The 21010-nt window shown below is 63.9% G+C and carries 21 protein-coding genes and 1 tRNA gene; 6 read left to right on the top strand and 16 right to left on the bottom strand.

Translation table 11 applies throughout. The features are described from left to right. The first annotated feature begins 45 nt into the window (after window positions 1-45). The 3 genes from AC0L27_RS18060 to AC0L27_RS18050 all read left to right on the top strand — a co-directional run bounded on the left by AC0L27_RS18060 (window position 46) and on the right by AC0L27_RS18050 (window position 3189). Complete coding sequence (locus AC0L27_RS18060; RefSeq protein ID WP_275168169.1) at window positions 46-1281, top strand: acyl-CoA dehydrogenase family protein; 1236 nt, start codon at window positions 46-48, stop codon at window positions 1279-1281. A gap of 132 nt (window positions 1282-1413) precedes the next feature. Continuing rightward, the gene (locus AC0L27_RS18055) at window positions 1414-2472 is read left to right on the top strand and encodes a phosphotransferase family protein (RefSeq protein ID WP_354209236.1); all 1059 of its coding nucleotides are present in this window, start codon (window positions 1414-1416) and stop codon (window positions 2470-2472) included. A gap of 90 nt (window positions 2473-2562) precedes the next feature. Continuing rightward, window positions 2563-3189, top strand: a complete 627-nt coding sequence (locus AC0L27_RS18050; RefSeq protein ID WP_354255004.1) for a LysE family translocator — start codon at window positions 2563-2565, stop codon at window positions 3187-3189. Window positions 3190-3328: 139 nt separating this feature from the next. On the opposite strand, the gene argE is transcribed toward AC0L27_RS18050, so the two are convergent. Then, window positions 3329-4501: an acetylornithine deacetylase gene (gene argE / locus AC0L27_RS18045; RefSeq protein ID WP_354209237.1), complete on the bottom strand. Its 1173-nt coding sequence runs from the start codon at window positions 4499-4501 to the stop codon at window positions 3329-3331. A gap of 650 nt (window positions 4502-5151) precedes the next feature. After that, the gene (locus AC0L27_RS18040) at window positions 5152-5937 is read right to left on the bottom strand and encodes an SDR family NAD(P)-dependent oxidoreductase (protein ID WP_354209238.1); all 786 of its coding nucleotides are present in this window, start codon (window positions 5935-5937) and stop codon (window positions 5152-5154) included. Between the two features lie 134 nt (window positions 5938-6071). On the opposite strand from AC0L27_RS18040, the gene AC0L27_RS18035 reads away from it, so the two are divergent. Together AC0L27_RS18035 and AC0L27_RS18030 are read left to right on the top strand one after the other, a co-directional pair. Next, window positions 6072-6770 (top strand): histidine phosphatase family protein, encoded by a 699-nt coding sequence (locus AC0L27_RS18035; RefSeq protein ID WP_354209239.1) that lies wholly within the window; start codon window positions 6072-6074, stop codon window positions 6768-6770. Window positions 6771-6910: 140 nt separating this feature from the next. Continuing rightward, window positions 6911-7678 (top strand): SDR family NAD(P)-dependent oxidoreductase, encoded by a 768-nt coding sequence (locus AC0L27_RS18030; protein WP_354209240.1) that lies wholly within the window; start codon window positions 6911-6913, stop codon window positions 7676-7678. A 166-nt stretch (window positions 7679-7844) separates the two neighbouring features. On the opposite strand, the gene AC0L27_RS18025 is transcribed toward AC0L27_RS18030, so the two are convergent. Next, complete coding sequence (locus AC0L27_RS18025; protein WP_473319874.1) at window positions 7845-9095, bottom strand: serine hydrolase domain-containing protein; 1251 nt, start codon at window positions 9093-9095, stop codon at window positions 7845-7847. A gap of 163 nt (window positions 9096-9258) precedes the next feature. Here AC0L27_RS18025 and AC0L27_RS18020 point away from each other — a divergent pair. Next, a tRNA-Trp gene (locus AC0L27_RS18020) sits at window positions 9259-9334 on the top strand. A gap of 74 nt (window positions 9335-9408) precedes the next feature. Here the strand turns inward: AC0L27_RS18020 and AC0L27_RS18015 are convergent. Genes AC0L27_RS18015 through AC0L27_RS17955 form a run of 13 tightly spaced genes read right to left on the bottom strand, consistent with a single transcriptional unit; the run spans window position 9409 to window position 21006 of the window. Continuing rightward, window positions 9409-10443, bottom strand: coding sequence for a Gfo/Idh/MocA family protein (locus tag AC0L27_RS18015; RefSeq protein WP_354255003.1), 1035 nt, complete (start codon window positions 10441-10443; stop codon window positions 9409-9411). A 3-nt stretch (window positions 10444-10446) separates the two neighbouring features. Next, complete coding sequence (locus AC0L27_RS18010) at window positions 10447-11652, bottom strand: class I SAM-dependent methyltransferase (RefSeq protein WP_354209243.1); 1206 nt, start codon at window positions 11650-11652, stop codon at window positions 10447-10449. Beyond that, the gene (locus tag AC0L27_RS18005) at window positions 11645-12862 is read right to left on the bottom strand and encodes a class I SAM-dependent methyltransferase (protein ID WP_354209244.1); all 1218 of its coding nucleotides are present in this window, start codon (window positions 12860-12862) and stop codon (window positions 11645-11647) included. The genes AC0L27_RS18010 and AC0L27_RS18005 overlap by 8 nt, the downstream gene beginning before the upstream one ends. Next, window positions 12855-13475, bottom strand: coding sequence for a WbuC family cupin fold metalloprotein (locus AC0L27_RS18000; protein ID WP_473319871.1), 621 nt, complete (start codon window positions 13473-13475; stop codon window positions 12855-12857). The genes AC0L27_RS18005 and AC0L27_RS18000 overlap by 8 nt, the downstream gene beginning before the upstream one ends. After that, a complete protein-coding gene (locus tag AC0L27_RS17995; RefSeq protein WP_275168124.1) occupies window positions 13453-14118 on the bottom strand; it encodes a class I SAM-dependent methyltransferase in 666 nt (221 codons plus the stop codon). Before AC0L27_RS17995 ends, AC0L27_RS18000 begins: the two co-directional genes overlap by 23 nt. A gap of 25 nt (window positions 14119-14143) precedes the next feature. Next, window positions 14144-14536 (bottom strand): LIC12192 family sporadic carbohydrate cluster protein, encoded by a 393-nt coding sequence (locus tag AC0L27_RS17990; RefSeq protein ID WP_247396583.1) that lies wholly within the window; start codon window positions 14534-14536, stop codon window positions 14144-14146. Beyond that, complete coding sequence (locus AC0L27_RS17985; protein ID WP_354209246.1) at window positions 14529-15335, bottom strand: sporadic carbohydrate cluster 2OG-Fe(II) oxygenase; 807 nt, start codon at window positions 15333-15335, stop codon at window positions 14529-14531. The genes AC0L27_RS17990 and AC0L27_RS17985 overlap by 8 nt, the downstream gene beginning before the upstream one ends. Beyond that, entirely contained in the window at window positions 15332-16450 is a 1119-nt protein-coding gene (locus tag AC0L27_RS17980) for a DegT/DnrJ/EryC1/StrS family aminotransferase (RefSeq protein WP_354209247.1), read from the bottom strand. Before AC0L27_RS17980 ends, AC0L27_RS17985 begins: the two co-directional genes overlap by 4 nt. After that, a complete protein-coding gene (locus AC0L27_RS17975; RefSeq protein ID WP_354209248.1) occupies window positions 16440-17546 on the bottom strand; it encodes a DegT/DnrJ/EryC1/StrS family aminotransferase in 1107 nt (368 codons plus the stop codon). Before AC0L27_RS17975 ends, AC0L27_RS17980 begins: the two co-directional genes overlap by 11 nt. A gap of 8 nt (window positions 17547-17554) precedes the next feature. Beyond that, window positions 17555-18514 (bottom strand): transketolase family protein, encoded by a 960-nt coding sequence (locus AC0L27_RS17970; protein WP_354209250.1) that lies wholly within the window; start codon window positions 18512-18514, stop codon window positions 17555-17557. A 10-nt stretch (window positions 18515-18524) separates the two neighbouring features. Next, on the bottom strand, window positions 18525-19373 hold the full coding sequence (locus AC0L27_RS17965) for a transketolase (RefSeq protein ID WP_354209251.1): 849 nt from the start codon (window positions 19371-19373) through the stop codon (window positions 18525-18527). After that, a complete protein-coding gene (locus tag AC0L27_RS17960) occupies window positions 19370-20398 on the bottom strand; it encodes a phosphotransferase (RefSeq protein ID WP_354209252.1) in 1029 nt (342 codons plus the stop codon). The genes AC0L27_RS17965 and AC0L27_RS17960 overlap by 4 nt, the downstream gene beginning before the upstream one ends. After that, the gene (locus AC0L27_RS17955; RefSeq protein WP_354209253.1) at window positions 20395-21006 is read right to left on the bottom strand and encodes an HAD family hydrolase; all 612 of its coding nucleotides are present in this window, start codon (window positions 21004-21006) and stop codon (window positions 20395-20397) included. Before AC0L27_RS17955 ends, AC0L27_RS17960 begins: the two co-directional genes overlap by 4 nt. Window positions 21007-21010 lie beyond the last annotated feature (4 nt).

Below are 21010 nucleotides of genomic sequence, written 5' to 3'. Positions count from 1 at the left end.
AAAACAACTTCGCCAAAACAAGTTGGCAAAGACGAGGAGCATCCCATGGATTTCGATCTGTCGCCGAAGCAGAAGGAATGGCTCGACCGCGTGCAATCCTTCATGGCCAAGCACGTGCGCCCGGCGGTGCCGGTCTATGATGAGCAGGATCGCAGCGGCGAACGCTGGAAGGTGATCCCGGTGCTCGAGGATCTCAAGAAGAAGGCGAAGGCCGAAGGCCTCTGGAACATGTTCATGCCGCCGAACGAGCATGAGGACGACGAATTCCGCGGCGCGGGACTGACCAATCTCGAATACGCGCTGCTCTCCGAGCAGATGGGCCACATCTCCTGGGCTTCGGAAGTCTTCAACTGTTCCGCGCCCGACACCGGCAACATGGAAGTGTTCATGCGCTACGGCTCCAAGGAGCAGAAGCGCAAATGGCTGCGTCCGCTGATGGACGGCGAGATCCGCTCGGCCTTCCTGATGACGGAGCCGGCCGTGGCCTCGTCCGATGCCACCAACATCGAGACCAGCATCGCGCGCGACGGCGACCATTACGTCATCAACGGCCGCAAATGGTGGTCGTCGGGCGTCGGCGATCCCCGTTGCAAGATCGCGATCCTGATGGGCAAGACCGATTTCAAGGCGGCCAAGCATCAGCAACAGTCGCAGATCCTGGTTCCGCTCGACACCCCCGGCATCAAGGTCGAGAAGATGCTGCCCGTGTTCGGCTTCGACGACGCGCCGCATGGCCACGCCCAGGTGCTGCTCGAGAACGTGCGGGTGCCGAAGGAGAACATCCTGCTCGGCGAAGGCCGCGGCTTCGAGATCGCGCAGGGCCGCCTCGGTCCCGGCCGCATCCATCACTGCATGCGCACCATCGGCAAGGCCGAGGAGGCGCTGGAGAAGATGGTGAAGCGGCTCACCTCGCGCACGGCCTTCGGCAAGCGGATCGTCGAGCATTCTGTGTGGGAGCAGCGCATCGGCGAAGCCCGCACCAATATCGAGATGACGCGGCTGTTGTGCCTCAAGGCCGCCGACATGATGGACAAGGTCGGCAACAAGACCGCGCAGGCCGAAATCGCCATGATCAAGGTCGCAGCTCCCAACATGGCGCTGAAGATCATCGACGAGGCGATCCAGGCCTTCGGCGGTGCAGGCGTCTCGGACGAAGCCGGCCTTGCCAAGGACTACGCTCACATCCGCACGCTCCGTCTCGCCGACGGCCCGGACGAGGTGCACAATCGCGCCATTGCCAGGCTCGAGGTTCGGAAGTATGCAAACTCTTCCAGTCATTAAGCGGGAGAGCATGCTGGCGCTCCCGATTTGAAGAAACGACAGAACATGATCCGTGATCGGATGACCGCTTGACGCAAGTGCGCTGGGGGTTACCGATTAGGATCATGTTCGGACTGAAGAGGGAGCGTCATCGTGGCTGACGGCGTCAGGAAAGACGAAGAATTCTCGGGCACCAAGCCGGTCGAGGAGCGTCATCGTATCGACGAGATGCGGCTCGAAGCCTGGATGCGCGACAACGTCGAAGGCTATGAGGGACCGCTGGTCGTCCTCCAGTTTAGGGGTGGCCAGTCCAACCCGACCTACCGGCTCGATACGCCGAACCGCTCCTATGTGATGCGTAGAAAGCCGTTCGGCAAATTGTTGCCGTCGGCGCATGCGGTCGATCGCGAATATCGCGTGATCGCGGCACTGGGAAAACAGGGTTTTCCGGTCGCGAAGGCCTATGCGCTGTGCCAGGACGACAGCATCATCGGTTCGGCCTTCTACATCATGTCGATGGAAGACGGCCGGGTGTTCTGGGATCCGACGCTGCCGAGCCAGACGCCGGAAGATCGTCGAAAGATCTTCACCAGCAAGATCGAGACGCTGGCCAAGCTCCATATGTTCGATCCCGCCGCGATCGGTCTTGGCGACTTCGGCAAGCCCGGCAATTATTTCGCGCGCCAGATCGACCGCTGGACCAAGCAGTACCGCGCGTCCGAGACCCAGACCATTCCGGAGTTTGAGAAGGTCGCTGAATGGCTGCCGAAGACCGTGCCGGAGCAGGCGCGCATCTCGATCGTCCACGGCGACTATCGCCTCGACAACATGATTTTCCATGCGACGGAACCGCGCGTGCAGGCCGTGCTCGATTGGGAATTGTCGACACTCGGCGATCCCATGGCCGACTTCACCTATCTGTTGATGCAGTGGGTCATGCCCGGCCTGGACGGCGCCGACCTCAAGGCGCTCAACATTCCGAGCGTGGAAGAGGCCGCGCAGATCTATTGCAACGTCACCAAGATGACGGTCCCTGATCTCAACTGGTACTTCGCCTACAACCTGTTCCGCCTCGCCGGCATCACGCAAGGCATCGCCGGCCGCGTCCGCGACGGCACCGCGGCAAACGCCAAGGCGCTGGAGTCAGCCAAGCGCACCGTGCCGCTGTCGAAGGCATCGTGGGAATACGCGCAGAAGGCGGGGGCGGTTTAAGAAATCCGAAGGCGCGGCCGGCGGCCGCGCCTTTGCTTGCGTTCCTCTCGTGTCCGGGACACGAGACAGAATGACGAGAGAGATGTCCGCATGATCGACCACACCACGCTCATCACCTACATCCTCATCGTCCTCGGCTTCGTCTTCATTCCCGGACCGGCGACACTCCTCACCATGGCGCGCGCCGCAAGCTCGGGAACCAGGGTCGGCATCGCCACAGGCGCGGGAATTGCGGCCGGTGACGTGGTCCACACCACAATGGCAATCGTCGGCCTCTCTGCGGTCATCGCAACGTCGGCGCTCCTGTTCAGCGTTGTCAAATACGCAGGTGCAGGCTTCCTGATCTATCTCGGCATTCGCGCCATGCTCGACAAGACGCCGCTCGAGGTGAATGGCGGCGCGCCCGCGATCAGCGCAGCGCGGGCATTCCGGCAGGCCGTGCTGACTGAGGTGCTCAATCCGAAGACCGCGCTGTTCTTCCTTGCGTTCCTGCCGCAGTTCGTCCGTCCCGAGCATGGTTCGACGACGCTGCAGCTCGCGCTGTTCGGCGCTGTCTTCGTGTTGCTCGGCCTCGTCAGCACGGTGGTGTTCGCCGTCGGCGCCGGTCGCCTTGGCAATTTGCTACGCCGCCATCCAGCCGTCGTGAAATGGCAGGGCAAGGTGCTCGGGACCATCTACTGCGCGATCGGCGTGCGGCTGGCATTGCAGGAGCGCTGAGGCGCACCGCTCACGTGGGATACGCGCTGCCCCACATACTCCCGTCATTGCGAGGAGCTCTTGCGACGAAGCAATCCAGACTGCCCCCGCGGAATGATTCTGGATTGCTTCGCTTCGCTCGCAATGACGAGAAGAAGCCTCACCCCTTCTCGCAATGCGCGATCAGCTTCTCCACAAACCCTGCGCATTTCTCCAGCTCCGCCATTTCCACGAACTCGTCCGGTGTGTGCGCCTGTGCGATCGAGCCGGGGCCGATCACGACGGACGGGATATCGACCATGCTGGCGAACAGGCTTGCCTCGGTGCCGAAGGCGACCTTGGCGTGGTCGTTGCGCCCCGCAAGGCTCTTGGCCAGCGTGACGATTGTCGCATCGGCCGCCGTGTCGAGGGCGGGGTAGTCGAGGATCTCCTCGAAATCAATGCCGCACTCCGGATGTCTGGCCTTCATCGCGGGCTCGATCTCCGCCTTGGCCCAGGCAACGATCGCATCCGTGACCTCGCGCGACTCGGTGATGCCGATGCCACGGCATTCGAAATCCACCGTGCAAGTATCCGGCACGATGTTCAGCGCGGCGCCGCCATGGACGATGCTGGTGAGCAGCGTCGAGTGCGGGACGTCGTAGAGGCTGTCGGCCGCTCGCACGGCTGCGAGCGCCACGGCGCGGCGTCGGATCTCGACGATCAGCTCGGCGGCGTATTCGATGGCGTTGACCCCGTCGGGCGCGATCGAGGAGTGGCGGGCGAGCCCCTTGAACGTGGCGCGCACGCCGTGCTTGCCCTTGTGCCCGATGATGACCTTCATCTCGGTCGGCTCGCCGATGAAGGCGCCGAGCGGCTTCACGCGTTTCTTCGCTACCTCGCGCAGCATCGGCCGCACGCCGACGCAGCCGATCTCCTCGTCATAAGAGATCGCGAGGTGAATCGGCGTCGCGAACTTCGCTTCCAGCATCTCCGGCACCATGGCGAGGCACACGGCGACAAAACCCTTCATGTCGGTGGTGCCGCGGCCGTAGAGCTTGCCGTCGCGCTCGATCAGCTTGAATGGATCGTGGCTCCAGTCCTGGCCGACCACGGGCACCACGTCGGTATGTCCCGACAGCACCAGACCGGGGCGGTCCTCGGGTCCAATGGTGACCCATAGCGAGGCTTTCTGTCCGGTCTCGTCAACGATGCGCTCGCCCTTGACGCCGAGCGCGGCGAGATAGCCTTCGATATGCGCGATCAGGGGCAGGTTGGAGCGATCGCTGATCGTGTCGAAGCCGACGAGGTCGGCGAGCAGCTTGCGAATGCGGTCGGGTCTTGAGCTTGGCATTTTCACGTTCTTGTCAGGGGGATGGAAGCTGAAGTGCTTGCACGAACCATACCAATGCGGTGGCTGGAGGCGCAAATCCAGATCACAGGTCCGTAGCCCGGATGGAGCGAAAGCGTAATCCGGGACCTCTTGTCCGCGTGAATGGATTCCCGGATTTCGCTGCGCTCCATCCGGGCTACAAGACTTTGCGTTGCCTGTCGGGCAAAACACCCAATTGTGGTCAACGCGGGACGCAACCCTGCGCCCTCTTTCGTTGAGCGTAAGGCGACGAAGCAAAGCTCGGGCGCAATGAGCCGCGAGAGGGCGAAGGTGTGTCTGCGATCGGGAGTGCGAATGGAAGCGCGACCCTGCACCCAAAGACTCCGTCATTGCGAGCGCAGCGAAGCAATCCAGGCTGCCGCCGCGGAAAGACTCTGGATTGCTTCGCTACGCTCGCAATGACGTGCTGATGGAGGCGCGCACTATCTCCCCAACGTCGTCCCGGCGAAGGCCGGGACCCATAACCACAGGGAGCAGTTTTGCGAAGACCAGTTGTCCGGGATCGGCACCGTGCGCAAGCCGATAGACCTCGCGGTATGGGTCCCGGCCTTCGCCGGGACGACGCTGAGAATGTGGCGGTGCCGTGCAAGACAGAGGCGAGAACCCGCCTGCTAAACCGGCTTTCCCGTATACGGCATCGACGCCGTCAGTCCGCCGTCCACCGGGAACGCCTGGCCATTGACATACGACGCCTCGTCGCTGGCCAGAAACAATCCCATCGCGGCGAGCTCGTGCGGCTGGCCGGGGCGCTTGAGCGGATTGAGCTGGCCGATCTTGTCGGCGGTGCCGCGCTCCTTGGCGCGGTCGAAGATCGGCTTGGTCATGCCGGTCTCGATCAGGCCCGGGCACACCGCGTTGATGCGCACACCGGTGCCGGTGAGCGAATACGCCGTGGTCTGCACCAGGGAGATGACGCCGGCCTTGCTCGCGGCATAGGGATGTCCGCTGGCGCCGGCCTTGAGACCCGCGACGGACGCGGTCAGCACGATCGCGCCGGACTGCTGCTTCACCATGTGCGGCATCGCATGCTTCACCGCGAGAAACGGCCCGATCAGATTGATGCGCAAGACCTCCTGCCATTGCTCGACGGTCTGCTCGCCGAGCGGGACGAGTCCGCCGGAGACGCCGGCATTGGCCCAGATCACGTCGAGCCGGCCGTGTGTCTTCACCGCCTTGTCGATCACGGCCATGACGTCCTTTTCGGAGCCCGCATCCGCTATCATCGCTTCGGCGACACCGCCGGCCTTCTTCACCTCCTCTACCGTCTCCTTTACCGCCTCGCTGCGATCGACCGCGATCAGCCTGGCGCCTTCTTTGGTGAACAGCAGCGCGGCGGCGCGGCCGATGCCGCTGCCGGCACCGGTGATGATGACGGATTTGCCTTGCAGACGGCCCATGCGATTTCTCCCTTCGGTTCGCACGCGACGCTTGCCGCGCGACGGAATTTCAAACAAGATTTCAAACGGTAAAGTGTCTTGAGACACGTTCACTACTGACGTACAGCGACATCAAACGGGATGGAAGGGTTTCGATGGCAGGTGCAGACAAGCCCAAAGTGGTGACGACACGCTGGTGGTGGGTCCGTCACGCGCCCGTGCGCAATGACGGCGGCAACATCTACGGTCAGTCCGATCTCGCCTGCGACACCAGCGATACCTACGTCTTCAATGCTGTTGCCAAGGTGCTGCCACGCAAGGCGGTCTGGTATTCGAGCAATCTGATGCGCACGCATCAGACCGCCGAAGCGATCTGGGCGGCCGGCTTCCCGAGGCCTGCGGCGATGACATGGGAAGCGGACCTCGCCGAACAAAACCTCGGCCGCTGGCAGGGCATGAACCGCGCCGAGTTCATCGCCAGCCGTCCCGTCGGCTCCAGCTGGTTCGCCGACATCAACGAGCCCGCGCCCGGCGGCGAGAGCTTCATGGACCTCTACAACCGCACCCGCCGCACCATCGAGCGGATCAACAATGAGGCCGCCGGGCAGGACGTGATCGCGGTCGCACATGGCGGCACCATCAAGGCGGCGCTGGGGCTGGCGCTCGACAATCAGCCGGAGCAGGGACTCGGATTCGATATCGACAATTGCTCGGTGACGCGGCTCGATTATTTCGCAAGCCCCGAGCGCAATGTCTGGCGGCTGCCGATGGTGAACCAGCAGCCGTGGATCGCGGACGATGCGCATGCGGCGATGCATCAACCCGCGGGACCGGAAGTCAAGAAGCTCGCCTGAGTGAGCTGTCATTCCGGGACGGTCCGCAGGACCGGACCCGGAATATCGAGATTCTCAGGTGCGCAATTGCGCACCATAGTTCGATGCATTGTATCGCCGCGTAGGAACAACGAACACGAAGATCAATCAGGGAGAGAAACATGACCTTGTTCGACATGAAGGGGAAAGTCGCCGTCATCACCGGCTCGACGCGCGGCATCGGGCTTGCGATCGCCGAACGCATGGCCGAGCACGGCGCCAAGGTGGTGATCTCCTCGCGCAAGGCCGACGTTTGCGACCAGGTCGCGAAGAACATCAATGATAAGTTCGGCAAGGGCACGGCGGTGGCGATCGCCGCCAACATCTCCTCGAAGGAGAACCTGCAAAACCTGATCGACGAGAGCAACCGCGCCTTCGGCAAAATCGATGTGCTGGTCTGCAATGCCGCATCGAACCCGTATTACGGCCCGCTCGCCGGCATCTCCGACGATCAGTTCAGGAAGATCCTGGACAACAACATCGTCGCCAATAACTGGCTGATCTCGATGGTGGTGCCGCAGATGATCGAGCGCAAGGACGGTTCGATCATCATCGTCTCCTCGATCGGCGGCCTGAAAGGCTCGACCATCCTCGGCGCCTACGCGATCTCCAAGGCCGCGGACATGCAGCTCGCGCGCAATTTGGCCTGCGAGTACGGCCCGCACAACATCCGCGTGAACTGCATCGCGCCCGGCCTGATCAAGACCGATTTCGCGAAAGCGTTGTGGGACAATCCGGAGAATCTGAAAGCCTCGACCGCGCGTTCGCCGCTGCTGCGCATCGGCGTCCCCGACGAGATCGCGGGCGCTGCGGTGTTCCTGGGCTCGAAGGCCGGCGACTTCATGACCGGCCAGACCATGGTGATCGACGGCGGCGCAACGATCAGCTGAGGCCCCAGTAGCTGTCATCGCCCGCGAAGGCGGGCGATCCAGTACTCCGCGGCCTGCGTTGGAGAGCTCGCTCTCACCACATCCGACACAGAGTACTGGATGCCCCGGTCAAGCCGGGGCATGACAGCGAGAGTGTGGATGCAGCGCCGCGGCTAGCGAGGCCGTCTCAATCCACCGCCGCGTACACCAGATCCCGCACCAGCGTTCGCGTAAAGTCGCGCTGTCCCGGGCCCTGGCTCATGAAGACGACGAACAGATCCTCCTTTGGATCGATCCAGAAGAACGTCCCCGCAATGCCGCTCCAGAAATACTGGCCGACGCTGCCGGGGAAGGGCGCGATGCCGGCCTCGCGGCGCACCGCGAAGCCGAGGCCGAAACCGTGGCCGGCCGAAAGGAGAGTGCCGTTGGTCACGACGTGAGGTCCGAGATGATCGGAGGCCATTAGCTCCAGCGTCTTGCGGCCGATGATCCTGTTGCCGTCGAGCGTGCCGCCATTGCGCAGCATCAGTGCGAAGCGGGCATAGTCCATGGTGGTGGAGACGAGGCCGCCGCCGCCGGACTCCATGATTGGCTGCTCGAGCATGTTGAACAGCGCAACCTTGTCGCCGGTCCAGGGATCGGCCGCGAACGGCTCGGCAAGCCGGCCGACATTCGCCTCGGCTGTCGAGAAACCGGTCTCGGCCATCTGCAAGGGCGTGAGAATGCGCTCGCTGAGGTACGCGCCGAGCGATTTGCCGCTGACGATTTCGATGATGCGCCCGAGGATGTCGGTGGAGCGGCTGTAATTGAACTCGTCGCCGGGATGGCAGACCAGCGGGAAGCTCGCCACCAGGGTGGCGTGCTCGGCATTGGTGATCTTGCGGCTGCGCACCCGCGAGTCCTGGTAGATCTTGTGCACGGGGCCATCGCCCTGGTGCTCGTAGGTCAGGCCGGAGGTGTGGCGGAGCAGGTCCTGCACCGTCATCGGGCGTTTCGGCGGAACCAGTTCCAGCTTGCCGCCGCTGACCACGCCGACCTTCTGGTCGGCGAACTCCGGGATGAATTTCGCGACGGGGTCGCCAAGAATCAGGTGCCCGTCCTCGACCAGCGCCATGATGCCGACCGACACGATCGGCTTGGTCATCGAGAAGATGCGAAAGATCGAATCATGCGCCATCGGCGCCGCGCCCGTCGGGCTCTGCCTGCCGAGCGCCTCGAACCAGCCGACCTGGCCGTGCCGTGCCACCAGCACGGTGACGCCCGGCACGGTTCCCTTATCGATCTCGCGCTTGAAGGCCTCCGACATCGCCACGAGGCGGGGACGCGACAGCCCCAGCGTCTCGGGGCGGGATTCCGGCAGAGGCGGGGTTTTCGGCGCGGTCGAGGGGCGGTGGGCGGCTGTAACGGACGCTTGGGCAGTAGACGCTTGGGCAGACATGGGCACTCCCGATTGCTTATTATTGTTCGGAGCGGACTGTGGCCCAGAAGGCGCGGCACAAACAAGCGAAGCCAGCGCGCTTCACCCTTGCAATCCGGCCTTGCAATCCGGTCGCCCCCTGTGCTTCAAAGCGGCCTGATCCGCGCGGCAACGCAGGGTCCGTAGGAGTGTAGCTCAATTGGTAGAGCACCGGTCTCCAAAACCGGGGGTCGCAGGTTCGAGCCCTGCCACTCCTGCCAGCGAAATCAAACACTTAGATTAGGACGCGGGCGATCAGCCATCGCCCGGATATTGCCGCCGGACGGTGTGAGGCCTAACCGCCGACCTGCCGTTTCCAGATCGCCTCCGCAAGGGTGATGTCGGCCACGGAATCTGCGCCGGAAGCCAGCGGCGTCCTCTGCTCCACGATATCGGCGACGAATGCATCGGCCTGACGCCGAAACGCCCAACTCGTGTCGCGCGGCAATTGCGTGCGTTGTCCTTGCTGATCGAGGATGACCTCTGCCTCCTGCTCGGCAAAAGGCGGGGGCAATTCGATGGTCAGCGCGCCCCGCTCGAACGCGATGCTCAGCCCCTCGCGCCAGACGCCTTCGGATCCATTCGCGAGTTGCAGCGCGCAGGCGATGCCGTCGAAGTCGAGTGTCACGGTCGCTGCGCCCGAGCTCTCGACGTTGCTTTCGGCGACTGCCGGCGACGACCCGAGCACGTAGCGCGCGAGGTTGATGATATGGCTGAACACGTTCAGAAAATTGTCGTAGCCGGGTCGCATCGCGCCCGGCATCCAGTCGGGGCCGTCCTGCCAGAGCTCGAGCCCGTCCGGCCGTACCTCGCCGGTCATGATGAAATTGTCCTGCGACCGGCCCGTGCTGCCACCGAAGCACCAGCCTCGCGCGCCGACAATGCGTCCAAGCGACTGATCTGCTCGCAGGCGCGCCAACTCGGCCATCGCGCGCGTCACCCCGGCGTCGTGACGCTTCATGTAGCCGATGCTGTAGACGCGGTTGTGCCGCCGCGCCGCCTCGGCCAGTGCAACGGCCTGAGCCGTGGTGTAGGCCATCGGCTTTTCCGAGAGCACATGGCGGCCGCTGTTCAACGCATCCAGCACGATCGGGCCGGTGGCGCGACGCTTCGTCACCACGACGACGGCCGACACCTCGCTGTCCGCCAGCAATTCCCGGTGCGTGCCGTAGACCCGCGCGATGTCGAATTTTTGCGCCGCTGCCGCGGCGAGATCAGGCCTGAGATCCGCGATCGCGACAACGCGGCAGGCGGGGTTGGCGACGAAATTGGCAAGGTGGCACATCTGGCCGACCATGCCCGTTCCGATGATGCCAATGCCCGGCCTCACTTGCTAGGACCCCTCGAAGCGTTTCCGGAGAACGAGGAAATGCGCCGGCTGTCCCCAGGTGTTGATGAACGCCTGGTCGGATTGGGTGAGAGCGGTGACTGTGGACGCATCCCGTCGCCCGATCGCGTCAAAAATACGATGGAAACTGTCGAGGGTCGCGACGATGGCGTCGATGTCGGACGCACCGTCGGCGAGAACATCTGTCGTCGGTATCGTCTCGCGCAGCGAAGCGAGGCTCGCGATCACACGGGGCAGGCTATCGCCGAAGGGATCGTCGATCATCGCATCGACATCGAGAACCAGTGTCTCGATCGAAGCCGAGATCGCCTCGACCGCTTTGGTCTTGCCGGCCAGATAGAGCTTCCGTCCGCCGAGAAAGCTCAGACGGCTGCGACCGAGGTGGCGCGTCGCGCGCCGCAGCTTCTCGTCGTCGGAGAGAACCTTCTTGTGCCAGTAGACATCCAGGCTGTCGCGATAGGCGGGCCACGCCGAATGGATGTCGAATCCCTGCTCATGTGCCGCCGTGCACAAGGCTCCCGCGTCGAGAAAGTAGCGGTGCCGGACGAAAGGATTTTCGAGCACGTCCATCAGCCAGGATTCGAAGCTGCGCGTGTGCGGAATGCTGTTCCATTTCGCGTCGAACAGCAGCTTCGCCGTTTCGAGTCCGGGACGGCCCGTCAGTGCCTTGCCGGCCGCATGAATCGCCTTGAGCGCGAGTTCGAAGAAGCCGCCGTAGCGCTCGTAGTAGGAAACGACGGCGTAACCGTCCGGATTGAGTAGCCGGTGAAAGATGCCGAGCCAATTTTCAGTCGGTTGTACCGTATAGATGAATCCTTCGGCATCGATGATGTCGAAACGACGATCGCTGCGAAAGCCTTCGACGTCGAACGACACGAGTTCGCGGAGACGTTCCGCTTGGCTGAAATGCGCGAAGTAAGCCTGGATTTTCGCGTGCGCATGCCGGTTCGGCTCGGCGAGCGTCATGTTCGCGCCCCAGCCTGCAAACACCAGCGCGTTCTCGCCGGAATCGGGGCCGAATTCGAGCACGTCTGCATCGCGGAACAACCGCGGCGGCAGCACCAGCTTGTCCGAAAACAACTCGCGCCGCAGGCCGGCATAGGCTCCGAGTTCGGCGGCGGATTTGAAATTCCCGAACGTCGGCAGGACGTCCTGGCGTTCGTAATAGTTGAAGAGCTTGTCCTCAGCCATGCCGCGACCCCGCGGCCGCCTCGAGGCGATCGAGCTCGCTCCAGATGTCCGAGGGCGCGAAGATCGAAACGATGTGGAGCGGACGCTTCACGTTTTCACGTAGTCGGCTACCGACCTTGTCTTCGTTCTCCTGGTTCACGGCCAGAAGACAGACGAGCGGATTCGACTTGCCGGCAAGGTCCTCCGGCGGGCGGATCGGAATGCCGGTCCCGGGCAGGAATAAGCCCTGGCGCTCCTTCTGGTCGTCGACCGAGAGATCGACGAGATCCCCGAGTTCATGGGCATTGGTGAAGGTGCAGGCGCGGCAGCCGGCGCCGTAGATGGCGATTTCGGCCCTGTTGGCGCGGGCCTTGGCGAGGATCGGGCGAAGACGCGCGCCGTACTCCCTGGCGCGCCGACCGAATTTCTCGCCGACGCCGGATGGCGCGGGCGGGGCCGTCACGTCGCGCGTCGCGCGTCGCGCTGCGATCGCGAGACTGCCGCCGCTGAAATTGTATTTCTTCACCGACACCGCCTCGAAGCCGTGGCGCGCCAGCAGCGCGAGCAGCGTCGGCTCGGTGAAGTAGCTGACGTGCTCCTCCCAGAGGACCGAGAGGTCGCCCGCCGTCGAGCCGGGTGCGAAATCAGGTACGTCGATGAACAGCAGCCCGTCGTCGCGCAGCGCGATCTTCACGCAGTCGAAAAAGTTCTCGAAATCGACGATGTGCTCCAGCACCTGGCGCGAGACGACGAGGTCGAACTTGCCGGCCTCGGCAATCGCGTCGTGACACAGCGCCGGGCTGATCATGTCGGCATAGACCTTGATGCCACGCTCGCGGGCGATCTTGCCGGACACCGGGTTGGGCTCGACGCCCACCAAGACCTTCGCACCGCGTTCGCGAAGCCTGTCCATGAACAGGCCGTCATTGCATCCGATCTCGAACACGGATTGGTGGGGTGAGAATTTGGCGATGGTGTCGAGTTCGTCGACCTGGTGCGGCTCCGGCTTCCAGCTGCTGAAATTGTAGTTGAACTGCCGGTACAGAATGTCGGGATCGATCGGCTTGACGATCTGGGGCAGGCCGCACTCGCCACACGCCAGCACCTCGAACGGATACCGTTCCTCCTGTTCGTCGCGGCTGTGCCGAAGCCGATGCGCAATCGGCATCTGTCCGAGGTCGATGACCGGGCGCAAATTGGTCGAATGGCAGAGGCGGCAATGGTCAGTCATCGGTAGAAACCTCTGCTGGAATGGCTCGTGAAGTATGGCGATGGGCCAGATGCTCCGTGGCGAGCGCACCAACCTTCGTGACGTAGTTCTGGACCTCGGCGAAATCGTTGCCGTCGGGCGCCCAGTCGGGGAATGCCGTGCGGGAGGGATCGAACGGACCGGCGGTGGTTTCGTGAAACACCAGCCACTCCGAGGTGATCAGGATCGAGTGAAACACCTGCTCGGGCATCCGGTAATAGCAAAGCGCGCCCCGGCCGTACGGCGCCATCTCGAGCACGTCGCGAATGCGGCCGTCGCCCTCGAAGATCACGACCTGCGCGGTGCCCTCGATCAGGTGAAAGGATTCAGGTTTGCCAAAATGCTTGTGAGGCCGCACATAGGCCTCGCGATGATGCACGATCAGCATCTCGTGAAGGCCGGACAAGGGATCGGGATGCGTGCACAGCCGGCTGCGCAGACGCGGATTGCCTGCGGCGATGCGCTTCAGCTCCGCGATCGTGGCGTCGTCCGCCGTAACGATGGCGTCGTCCGAATAATACACTTCGGGATTTTGCGCCCGCAGCGAGGCCCGCCGGTGCAGGCCCGTTGCTTCATTCGAAGAAGATGAACCCATGGTCGCCCCGGTAGCCGCATTTGTCGTAGATCCAGGCCCAGGTTTCCGGACCATGGAAACTCAGGCAGGTGAGCTGCCAGTACAGCAGGTTCGCCTTCTCGCGCTCGTCGCGGAACGATTCCACCATCAGATATTTCGAGGCGCCGCGTCCCACGCGCTCGATCTCCGACACGGCGCGGAAGACGTCTTCGAGCGGAAGATTGTGGAGCACGCCGAGCGACACCACGAGATCGAAGCTATGGTCGGGGTAGGGGAGCTCGACGGCGCTGCCGACCTTCAATTGCGGTCGCACCTCCTCCTTGGCGTTGGCGATGCCATAGTCGGAGATGTCGATGCCTGCGATGGTGAGGCCGGGGACGAGCTGGGTGAATTCGTAGAGCAAATAGCCCTTGCCGCAGCCGACATCCAGTACGCTCATCCCGGGCTTGATGCCGTAGCGGTCGATCAGGGTCTGGGCGAGCGGGCGCCAGCGTCCGTCGTAGCGGTAGCCGCCGTAGCCATAGCGGCGGTCGCCGTCCCAATAGTCGTATCCCCATTGCCGCGCGACGGTGGCGGATTCCGCCTTGTCGTGCTCGACGACCCGCTGAACGTAGTTCCGCTTGGTCGATGCGTGCATCGGCTGGAGCAGGTTGATCTCGGTCATTGTCCTGAACCGGTCCGCGGCATCGTTACAGGATGGTCGCGAATTTGTTGACGAGCAGGATGTCCTCGACGGCCTGGATGTTGTCGCGCGAGGACAGCGTGATCTCCTCGACGGCCGCGTGCAGATCGCAGCCCTCGCTCAGCACGCGGTCATAGATCTCCCGTCGCCGTGCCTCGTCGGGCGGCAGCATGAAGATGCTGTAGAGAATCAGGCCGCGCAACCGCGGCAGCTCGTCGAGGATGTCCTCGAGCACCATGTAGCTGCCGGGCATGGTGTGCTCGGCGGCGCTGAGCAGATAATGCAGATTCTTCCGCCGCGCATAGTCGCGGATCACGATGTTCTGGACGTGCTGCGGGGTGCGGCTGCCGTTCAGCGGCCGGGCGCCGATATAGCCGCGATGGCCGGCTCGCTCAGCCATGGAAGCCTCCCGGGAGCTTGTATTGCATGCCGACGCGTGTCGCCGGACGCAGCAGGATCGGTTCGAAGAATTCGCCGAATCGCTTGTCCGCATAGGGCGACATGATGCTCTTGAAGCGGCAGTTCATGCTCCAGCGCGAGCCGGCTTCCTCGTTGACTCGATTGCCGTGCATCAGGGTCTGATTGAACAGCATCACGTGCCCGTAGGGAATCTCGATGAAGGTCGCGTGCGGCTTGATGGTCTGGTAGAGTTCCTCGGCGCTGCGGAGGCTAGTCATCCGGTCCTGCATGTCGCCGTTCAGGGATGGCGGCAGCAGATACATCGATTTGGTGCGGTGGACGTCGACCAGGGGTACCCACACCACGACCTCGAACGGGGAGTCGCCCGACCACACGTCGGAATGGGTGGCGAGCAGCGACGAATCGTCTCCCGGCAGCTGGATGCTGAGATTGACGCGACGCTGCATGCAGAGCTCGTTGCCGACGATGGTCTCGATCGTCGAGCGCGCCAGACGGAAATAGGTCGGCCGGAACCAGGGCTCGGCGTTGAGGCCGTTGAAGACGTGCAGCCGCAGGCCGTTGAGATCATCCACGCTCACCCGCGTGTGGATGGTGTCGAGCATCGCGTAGGGGTCGTTGCCGTGTGGCAGCTTCAGATAGTCCGCCGCGAGCTCAGCGGCGCGCCGCTGGATCCGGTCGAGCCCGGCGCGATCGTCGGCCGGCGTGGTGACGAAGCCGTCGTCGATGAAGCGTTGCGCCAGTGCCTGCTCATCAGCCTCGAGGAAAGCCGTGTCCGTCATGCAAAATACTCCCGGGCGGTCGCGCAAACATAGCTGATATCCGAGGCCGAGAGGAACTGGTTGATGGGAAGCGTGAGGATCTGATCCGCCTGCCGCTCGGTCACCGGAAACGCGCCGCGACCGTGGCCAAGATGCGCCGCCGCCTCCTGGAGGTGGATCGGTACCGGATAATGGATCGCGGTCTCGATACCCTTGTCGGCAAGATATTTCTGGAAGTCGTCGCGATGGTCTGTCTGCACGACAAAGGTGTGGAAGGTGTTGAACTCGATGTTGCGGCAAACCGGGATGAACAGGGGAAGGCCGGCGAGCTCGGCGCGGTATTGCGCGGCGTTGCGGCGCCGGCGTTCGATGACAGAGGGTAGGTGACGCAAGCGAATGCGAAGCACCTCGGCCTGGACGGTGTCGAGGCGCGACACGATGCCCCATTCCTGGACGTCACTGCGATTGATCAGACCGTGATTGCGCAGGCGGCGAATTCTCGCGGCAAGCTCGGCATCGGCGGTGACGACGAAGCCGGCGTCGCCCGCGGCATTGAGGTTCTTCAGCGGGTGGGCGGAGAAGCAGCCGAACGTTCCGATGGTCCCGCTCATCCGCCCGTCATAAGTCGAGCCGACGGCCTGCGCGCTGTCCTCGATGACGGCGAGAGCGTGCTTGGCCGCGATCGCCATCAGGGGATTCATGTCGGCCATGCGCCCGGTCAGGTGCACCGGCATGATCGCCCTTGTGCGCGAGGTGACCGCGGCCTCGACCGCGGCCGGATCGATATTCTGGTCCGGCAGCACGTCCGCAAACACGGGCGTGGCGCCGACGGCGATGATCGCCGCGGTCGATGCCACGAACGAATTCGGCGGGGTGATCACCTCGTCCCCGGGACCGATGTTGAGCGCCCGCAAGGACAGGATCAGCGCATCGGTGCCGGAATTCAGCGTCACCACATGCGGCGAGCCGAGATAGGTGGTGAGCTCCTCTTCGAGCTTCGCAACGGCCGCGCCGCCGATGAAATCGCCGCGCTGGAACACGCCCTCGACCGCCTGCATGATCTCGCCGCGCTCTTCCTCGAATTGCGCGGGAAGATTGACGTAACCGATGCGTCGGAGGCCGGTGTCAGCGTCCATGGCAGAAATTCCGGACGATCTCGATGACGCGGTCCTGCTGGGTGCGCGTCAGATGCTGGTCGACGGGGAAGCTGATGACTTCCCGGGCGTGGCGGTCCGTGACCGGGAAGGTGCCCGGCGCGTAGCCGAGGTGCTTGAGGCCTTCCTGCTGATACAGCGGGATGGGATAGTGGATCTTCGCTTCAATACCGTTGTCCAGGCAGTATTTGTAGAGCTCGTCGCGACGCTCGGCGAACACCATGTAGAGATGGTAGACGTGCTTCACGTTGGGCCGGCGCGGCGGAATCCGCAGGCCGGGCAGGCCGGCAAGGCCCGAATCGTAATAGGCCGCGTTCTCGATCCGACGGCGCGTGATCTCGCTGGTCTGGCCGATCAGCCAGTTGCCGACGACCGCCTGGAGGGAATCGAGCCGCGAATTGCAGCCGAGGATCGCGATCTCGTCGCGATTCTTCATGCCGTGGTTGCGGATCAGGCGAAGCCGCTCGTTCATCCCGTCGTCATTGGTGACGACGACACCGGCATCGCCCCAGACGTTGAGGTTCTTGAGCGGATGCAGGGAGAAGCCGGCCGCGATACCGTGGGTGCCGGACCGTTTTCCCGCGAACTCCGACAGGATGCCCTGGCAGGAATCCTCGACCACGGGGATGTTGTGACGCTGGGCGATCGCCGTCAGCTTGCCCATGTCGGTGACCTCGCCGGTCAACTGAACCGGCATGATCGCCTTGGTCTTCTCCGTGATCGCGGCTTCGACGTAGTCGACGTTCATGCAGAAGGAGTCGTCGCAGTCGACCAGCACCGGCGTCGCGCCGGTCTCCGCGATGGCGCCCACGGTGGCGATGAAAGTGTTGGCGGCCGTGATGACCTCGTCGCCATGGCCGATGCCGAGCGCCTTGAGCGGCAGCTTGAGCGCATCGGTGCCCGATCCGACACCGATGGCATGACGCACGCCGATCAGCTCGGCAAAGCGCCGTTCGAATTCCGCGACCGGCTTGCCCAAGGTGAAGTCACCGGTCGCCACCAGCCGGCCGATCTCGGCCAGGATCGGTGCCGGGTCGGAGAATTGCTCGAGCAGATAGGAATATCGAACGTCGTGCATGGGGCCCGTCAGGTGGATTGAAGTTGAGGAGAGGAGGTGGGCGAGGCGATGAGCGCGCGCGCGATCGAGGTCGCGATGGCGTCGGCGGAAAGTCCGTGCTTCTTCAACAGCGAATCTTGCGATCCGTAATTGTGCATGAACCGGTCCGGCAGCGACAACCGCAGCATCGCGGGCAGGCCAGAGCCGAGCTTGTCGATCAGCGCCTCCGCGACTGCGCTGCCGAGGCCGCCGGAGGGCACGTGCTCCTCCAGCGTCGCCACGAGCCGGGTGCCCCGGATCGCTTGCAGCAGCGCCTCGGTGTCGAGCGGCTTGACCGTGTGCATGTGCAGGATGCCGGCGCGAATGCCCTGCGCGGCCAGCATGTCGGCCGCAGCGAGTGCGCGCTGGAGCATGATACCTGTCGTGACCATGACGACGTCGCCGGGCGGCCGCAGCAGGATGGCCTTGCCGATTTCGAAGCCGTGCTCGGCCTTCGAGACGATTGCGTCGCCACCCTTACCGAGCCGGATGTAGATCGGTCCAGTCCAGTCGAGGGTTTGCTCCATCAGCCGCGCCGCCTCGTCGGCGTCGCACGGGCAGACCACCGTCATGTTCGGCAGCGCCCGCATGATGGCGATGTCCTCGATCGCCTGGTGAGTGGGGCCGAGCGGCGCGTAGACGAGCCCGCCGCCATTGGCGATCAGCCGCACCGGCAGATTGTGCAGGCAGAGATCGACGGCGACCTGCTCGTAGCAGCGGCGGGTGAGGAATGTGGCGATCGTGTTGATGTAGGGCACGAAGCCTTCCATCGCGAGACCGGCCGACATGCCGATGATGTGCGCTTCCGAAATGCCTTCGATCAGATGGCGCTTGGGAAACTCCTTGCTCATCGCGCGCAAGGTGCCTGCGCCGGGATCGGAGCCGATGTAGAGCACACGCTCGTCGCGCGCGGCGAGCTTGTGGATCATGTTCATCGCGGTGTTGCGCATGAGGAGCCGATCAAAAATCCCCGACGGCGACGCGGATTGCGTCGAGCTCGCTGTCGGTCAGCTTGTTCTTGTGATGCCAATCGGCGTTGGATTCCGCGGCCGGCAGACCCTTGCCCTTGACGGTATGGCAGATGACCGCGGTGGGCTTTCCCGGAACGGCCGGGACCTGCTTCAGGACGGTGCGCAGGGCGCCGACGTCGTGGCCGTTGAGCTCCTGGACGGCAAAGCCGAAGCTGCGCCATTTATCCGCGAGCGGCTCCAGCGGCAGGACGTAGTCGGTGGGCCCGTAGCTCTGCAGCTTGTTGTAGTCGATCATCGCGACAAGATTGTCGAGCCCGTGCTTGGCCGCGCCCATGGCAGCTTCCCACACCGATCCCTCGTTGATCTCGCCGTCGCCGAGCAGGACGAAGGTGCGGTAGCTGCGCTCGCGCATGCGCGCGGCGAGCGCCAGGCCGACACCGATCGACAGGCCGTGTCCAAGCGCGCCGGTCGACGCCTCGACCCCCGGCACCATTCCGTATTCGGGATGTCCGCCCAAAATGCTGTCGGGGCCGCAGAAGCCGTCCAACTCCGACAGCGGAAAAAACCCGCGATCGGCCAACAGCGCATAGAGCGCCAGACACCCGTGTCCCTTGCTGAGGATCGCGCGATCGCGGGCCGGATCGCGCGGGTTGCTCGGATCGATCCGCAGCACGTCATCGTAGAGCACGCGGACCATCTCGATCAGCGACAATGCCGGACCGACATGTCCGCGTCCCGCGGAGCGGACAGACCCCAAGACCAGGCGGCGCAGATAAAGGCTGCGCTCATCCAGCGTGCAGGTGAGGGCGGCTTCGGCGTGGGGCGAGATTTGGGTCACTTCGGTAAATCGGTTGGCCGAATCGTCTGGTGAAGCCGGCGGGCTTTGTCGAGCTGACCGGCGAGGCGGATCCTAACATCGCCACCTTGCGCAGCCATTGCGCGCCGGGAGCGGCTGTCCGGCAAATAGGCGTTCAGGACAATCAGGCACCAGATTCCCTTGAACACAGGATACAGTACGTCACGTCGGATCGCAAACGCGTCATCTCTCGCCTCGAAGGCGCGCGACAGCCGTTCGATCAAGTGATTCGCGCTCGCCTCGGGCAGATCGCTGCCGGGGTGAATGGCGGTGTCGGACATGAGCTTGACCGGATCGTCCCAGCCAAAATATTCGAAGTCGATGAATCGCAAGCGCCCGTCTTCGGCGCGCAGTGCGTTGTGCAGTCCGAAATCGGACGGACTCAGCGCGCGATGGGGCGGCGCAAGGTCCGCTGCGGGATCCCGACCCAGTTCCGCGTAGCGCCGGCGGAGCTGCCGAATCGCAACGGCCGTGATGGGAACCAGGCTGCCTTCGAGGAACGCACGCAGGTCAGGATGATCATCCGAAGCCCGCCGCAGTCCGTCCAGGCGCTGCTCATACTGGACGATGGCCGCTTCGGGCGAAAAGATGCTGGCCGAGGCATTGCGCAAGTTCTGCGCGCCTTCGGCCTCGCGCAGCTTCTGCAGCTCGATGAGGAAATCGGCGAGCTGATCGGCATCGTCGCCTTGGGGGCGCAGCACTGCGGCCTCGCCGTCGAACCATTGGTACAGCGCGCAGAACGCATCTGCGTCCTTCGCGACCGGCCGCGGTGTCGACGTGATGCCGTGGCGCGCCAGGAACGAGAGTGCATCATACTCCTGTCCCAGGCGATCGCGTCCGTCGGACGGATAATGCTTGAGGGCGAGGGGCGGTCCCTCCGCCATCTCCAGCCGAAACACCCTGTTGTTGCCGCCGGACCTTGTCGGCTGGGCGGCCGCGACACGCGCACCGGCCAGGCGGCTGCCGATCGCCATCGCATCCGGCGCGGTGATGTCGGTCTCGCTCATGCCGCAAACACCTCGCGGCGGATATCGGCCCATGTCGCGATCGGCTTGCAGTGTTCGGGGTGGGGAGGCTGCGACCGCGTGAACAGGATCGATCGCATTGCTTTCGGAAAATGCGGTTGCTCGAAGACGTCGACGAGATCGTCGATGAAGACGTCGAGCTCCAGGCTCGCGAGCCTCTCGACCTTGGCGGCCAGCGTGTCCTCGAAATAGACGTCGCCGATGGCCAGCGCCGCATCCGCAGCGTCGATCAGCCTGGCTCCCCGCAGCCAGCCGCGCGCGGCGTCACGCAGGTCGGTGCGGTCGGGGTCCTGATGACCGAATCGGGTCTTGTGGCTGACGATGGAGACCTTCGCGCCGGCCTGCTTGCACGCCGCCAGGAATTCCCGCACTCCCGGATAGAGTTCGGCGCCGCCAATTCCCTTGCCGTAGACGAAGCCTTGCAGTCCTTGCCAGGCGAGCTCGCCGCCCGCGCGGGACCGGAGATGATCCCGGAGGTCGGTCTTCAGCCCCTCCCACCCTTCCGGCACCAGCCCACGCTGACGTGCGACGGCCGCAAAGACCTTGTCGTAGCAGATGATCGTGTTGTCGAAATCGATGCCGATCCGCACGCCG

The organism is Bradyrhizobium sp. Ken51 (assembly GCF_055807435.1).
Note: the sequence above shows the minus strand (reverse complement) of the source record. Positions and strands in the feature narration are given on the sequence as shown.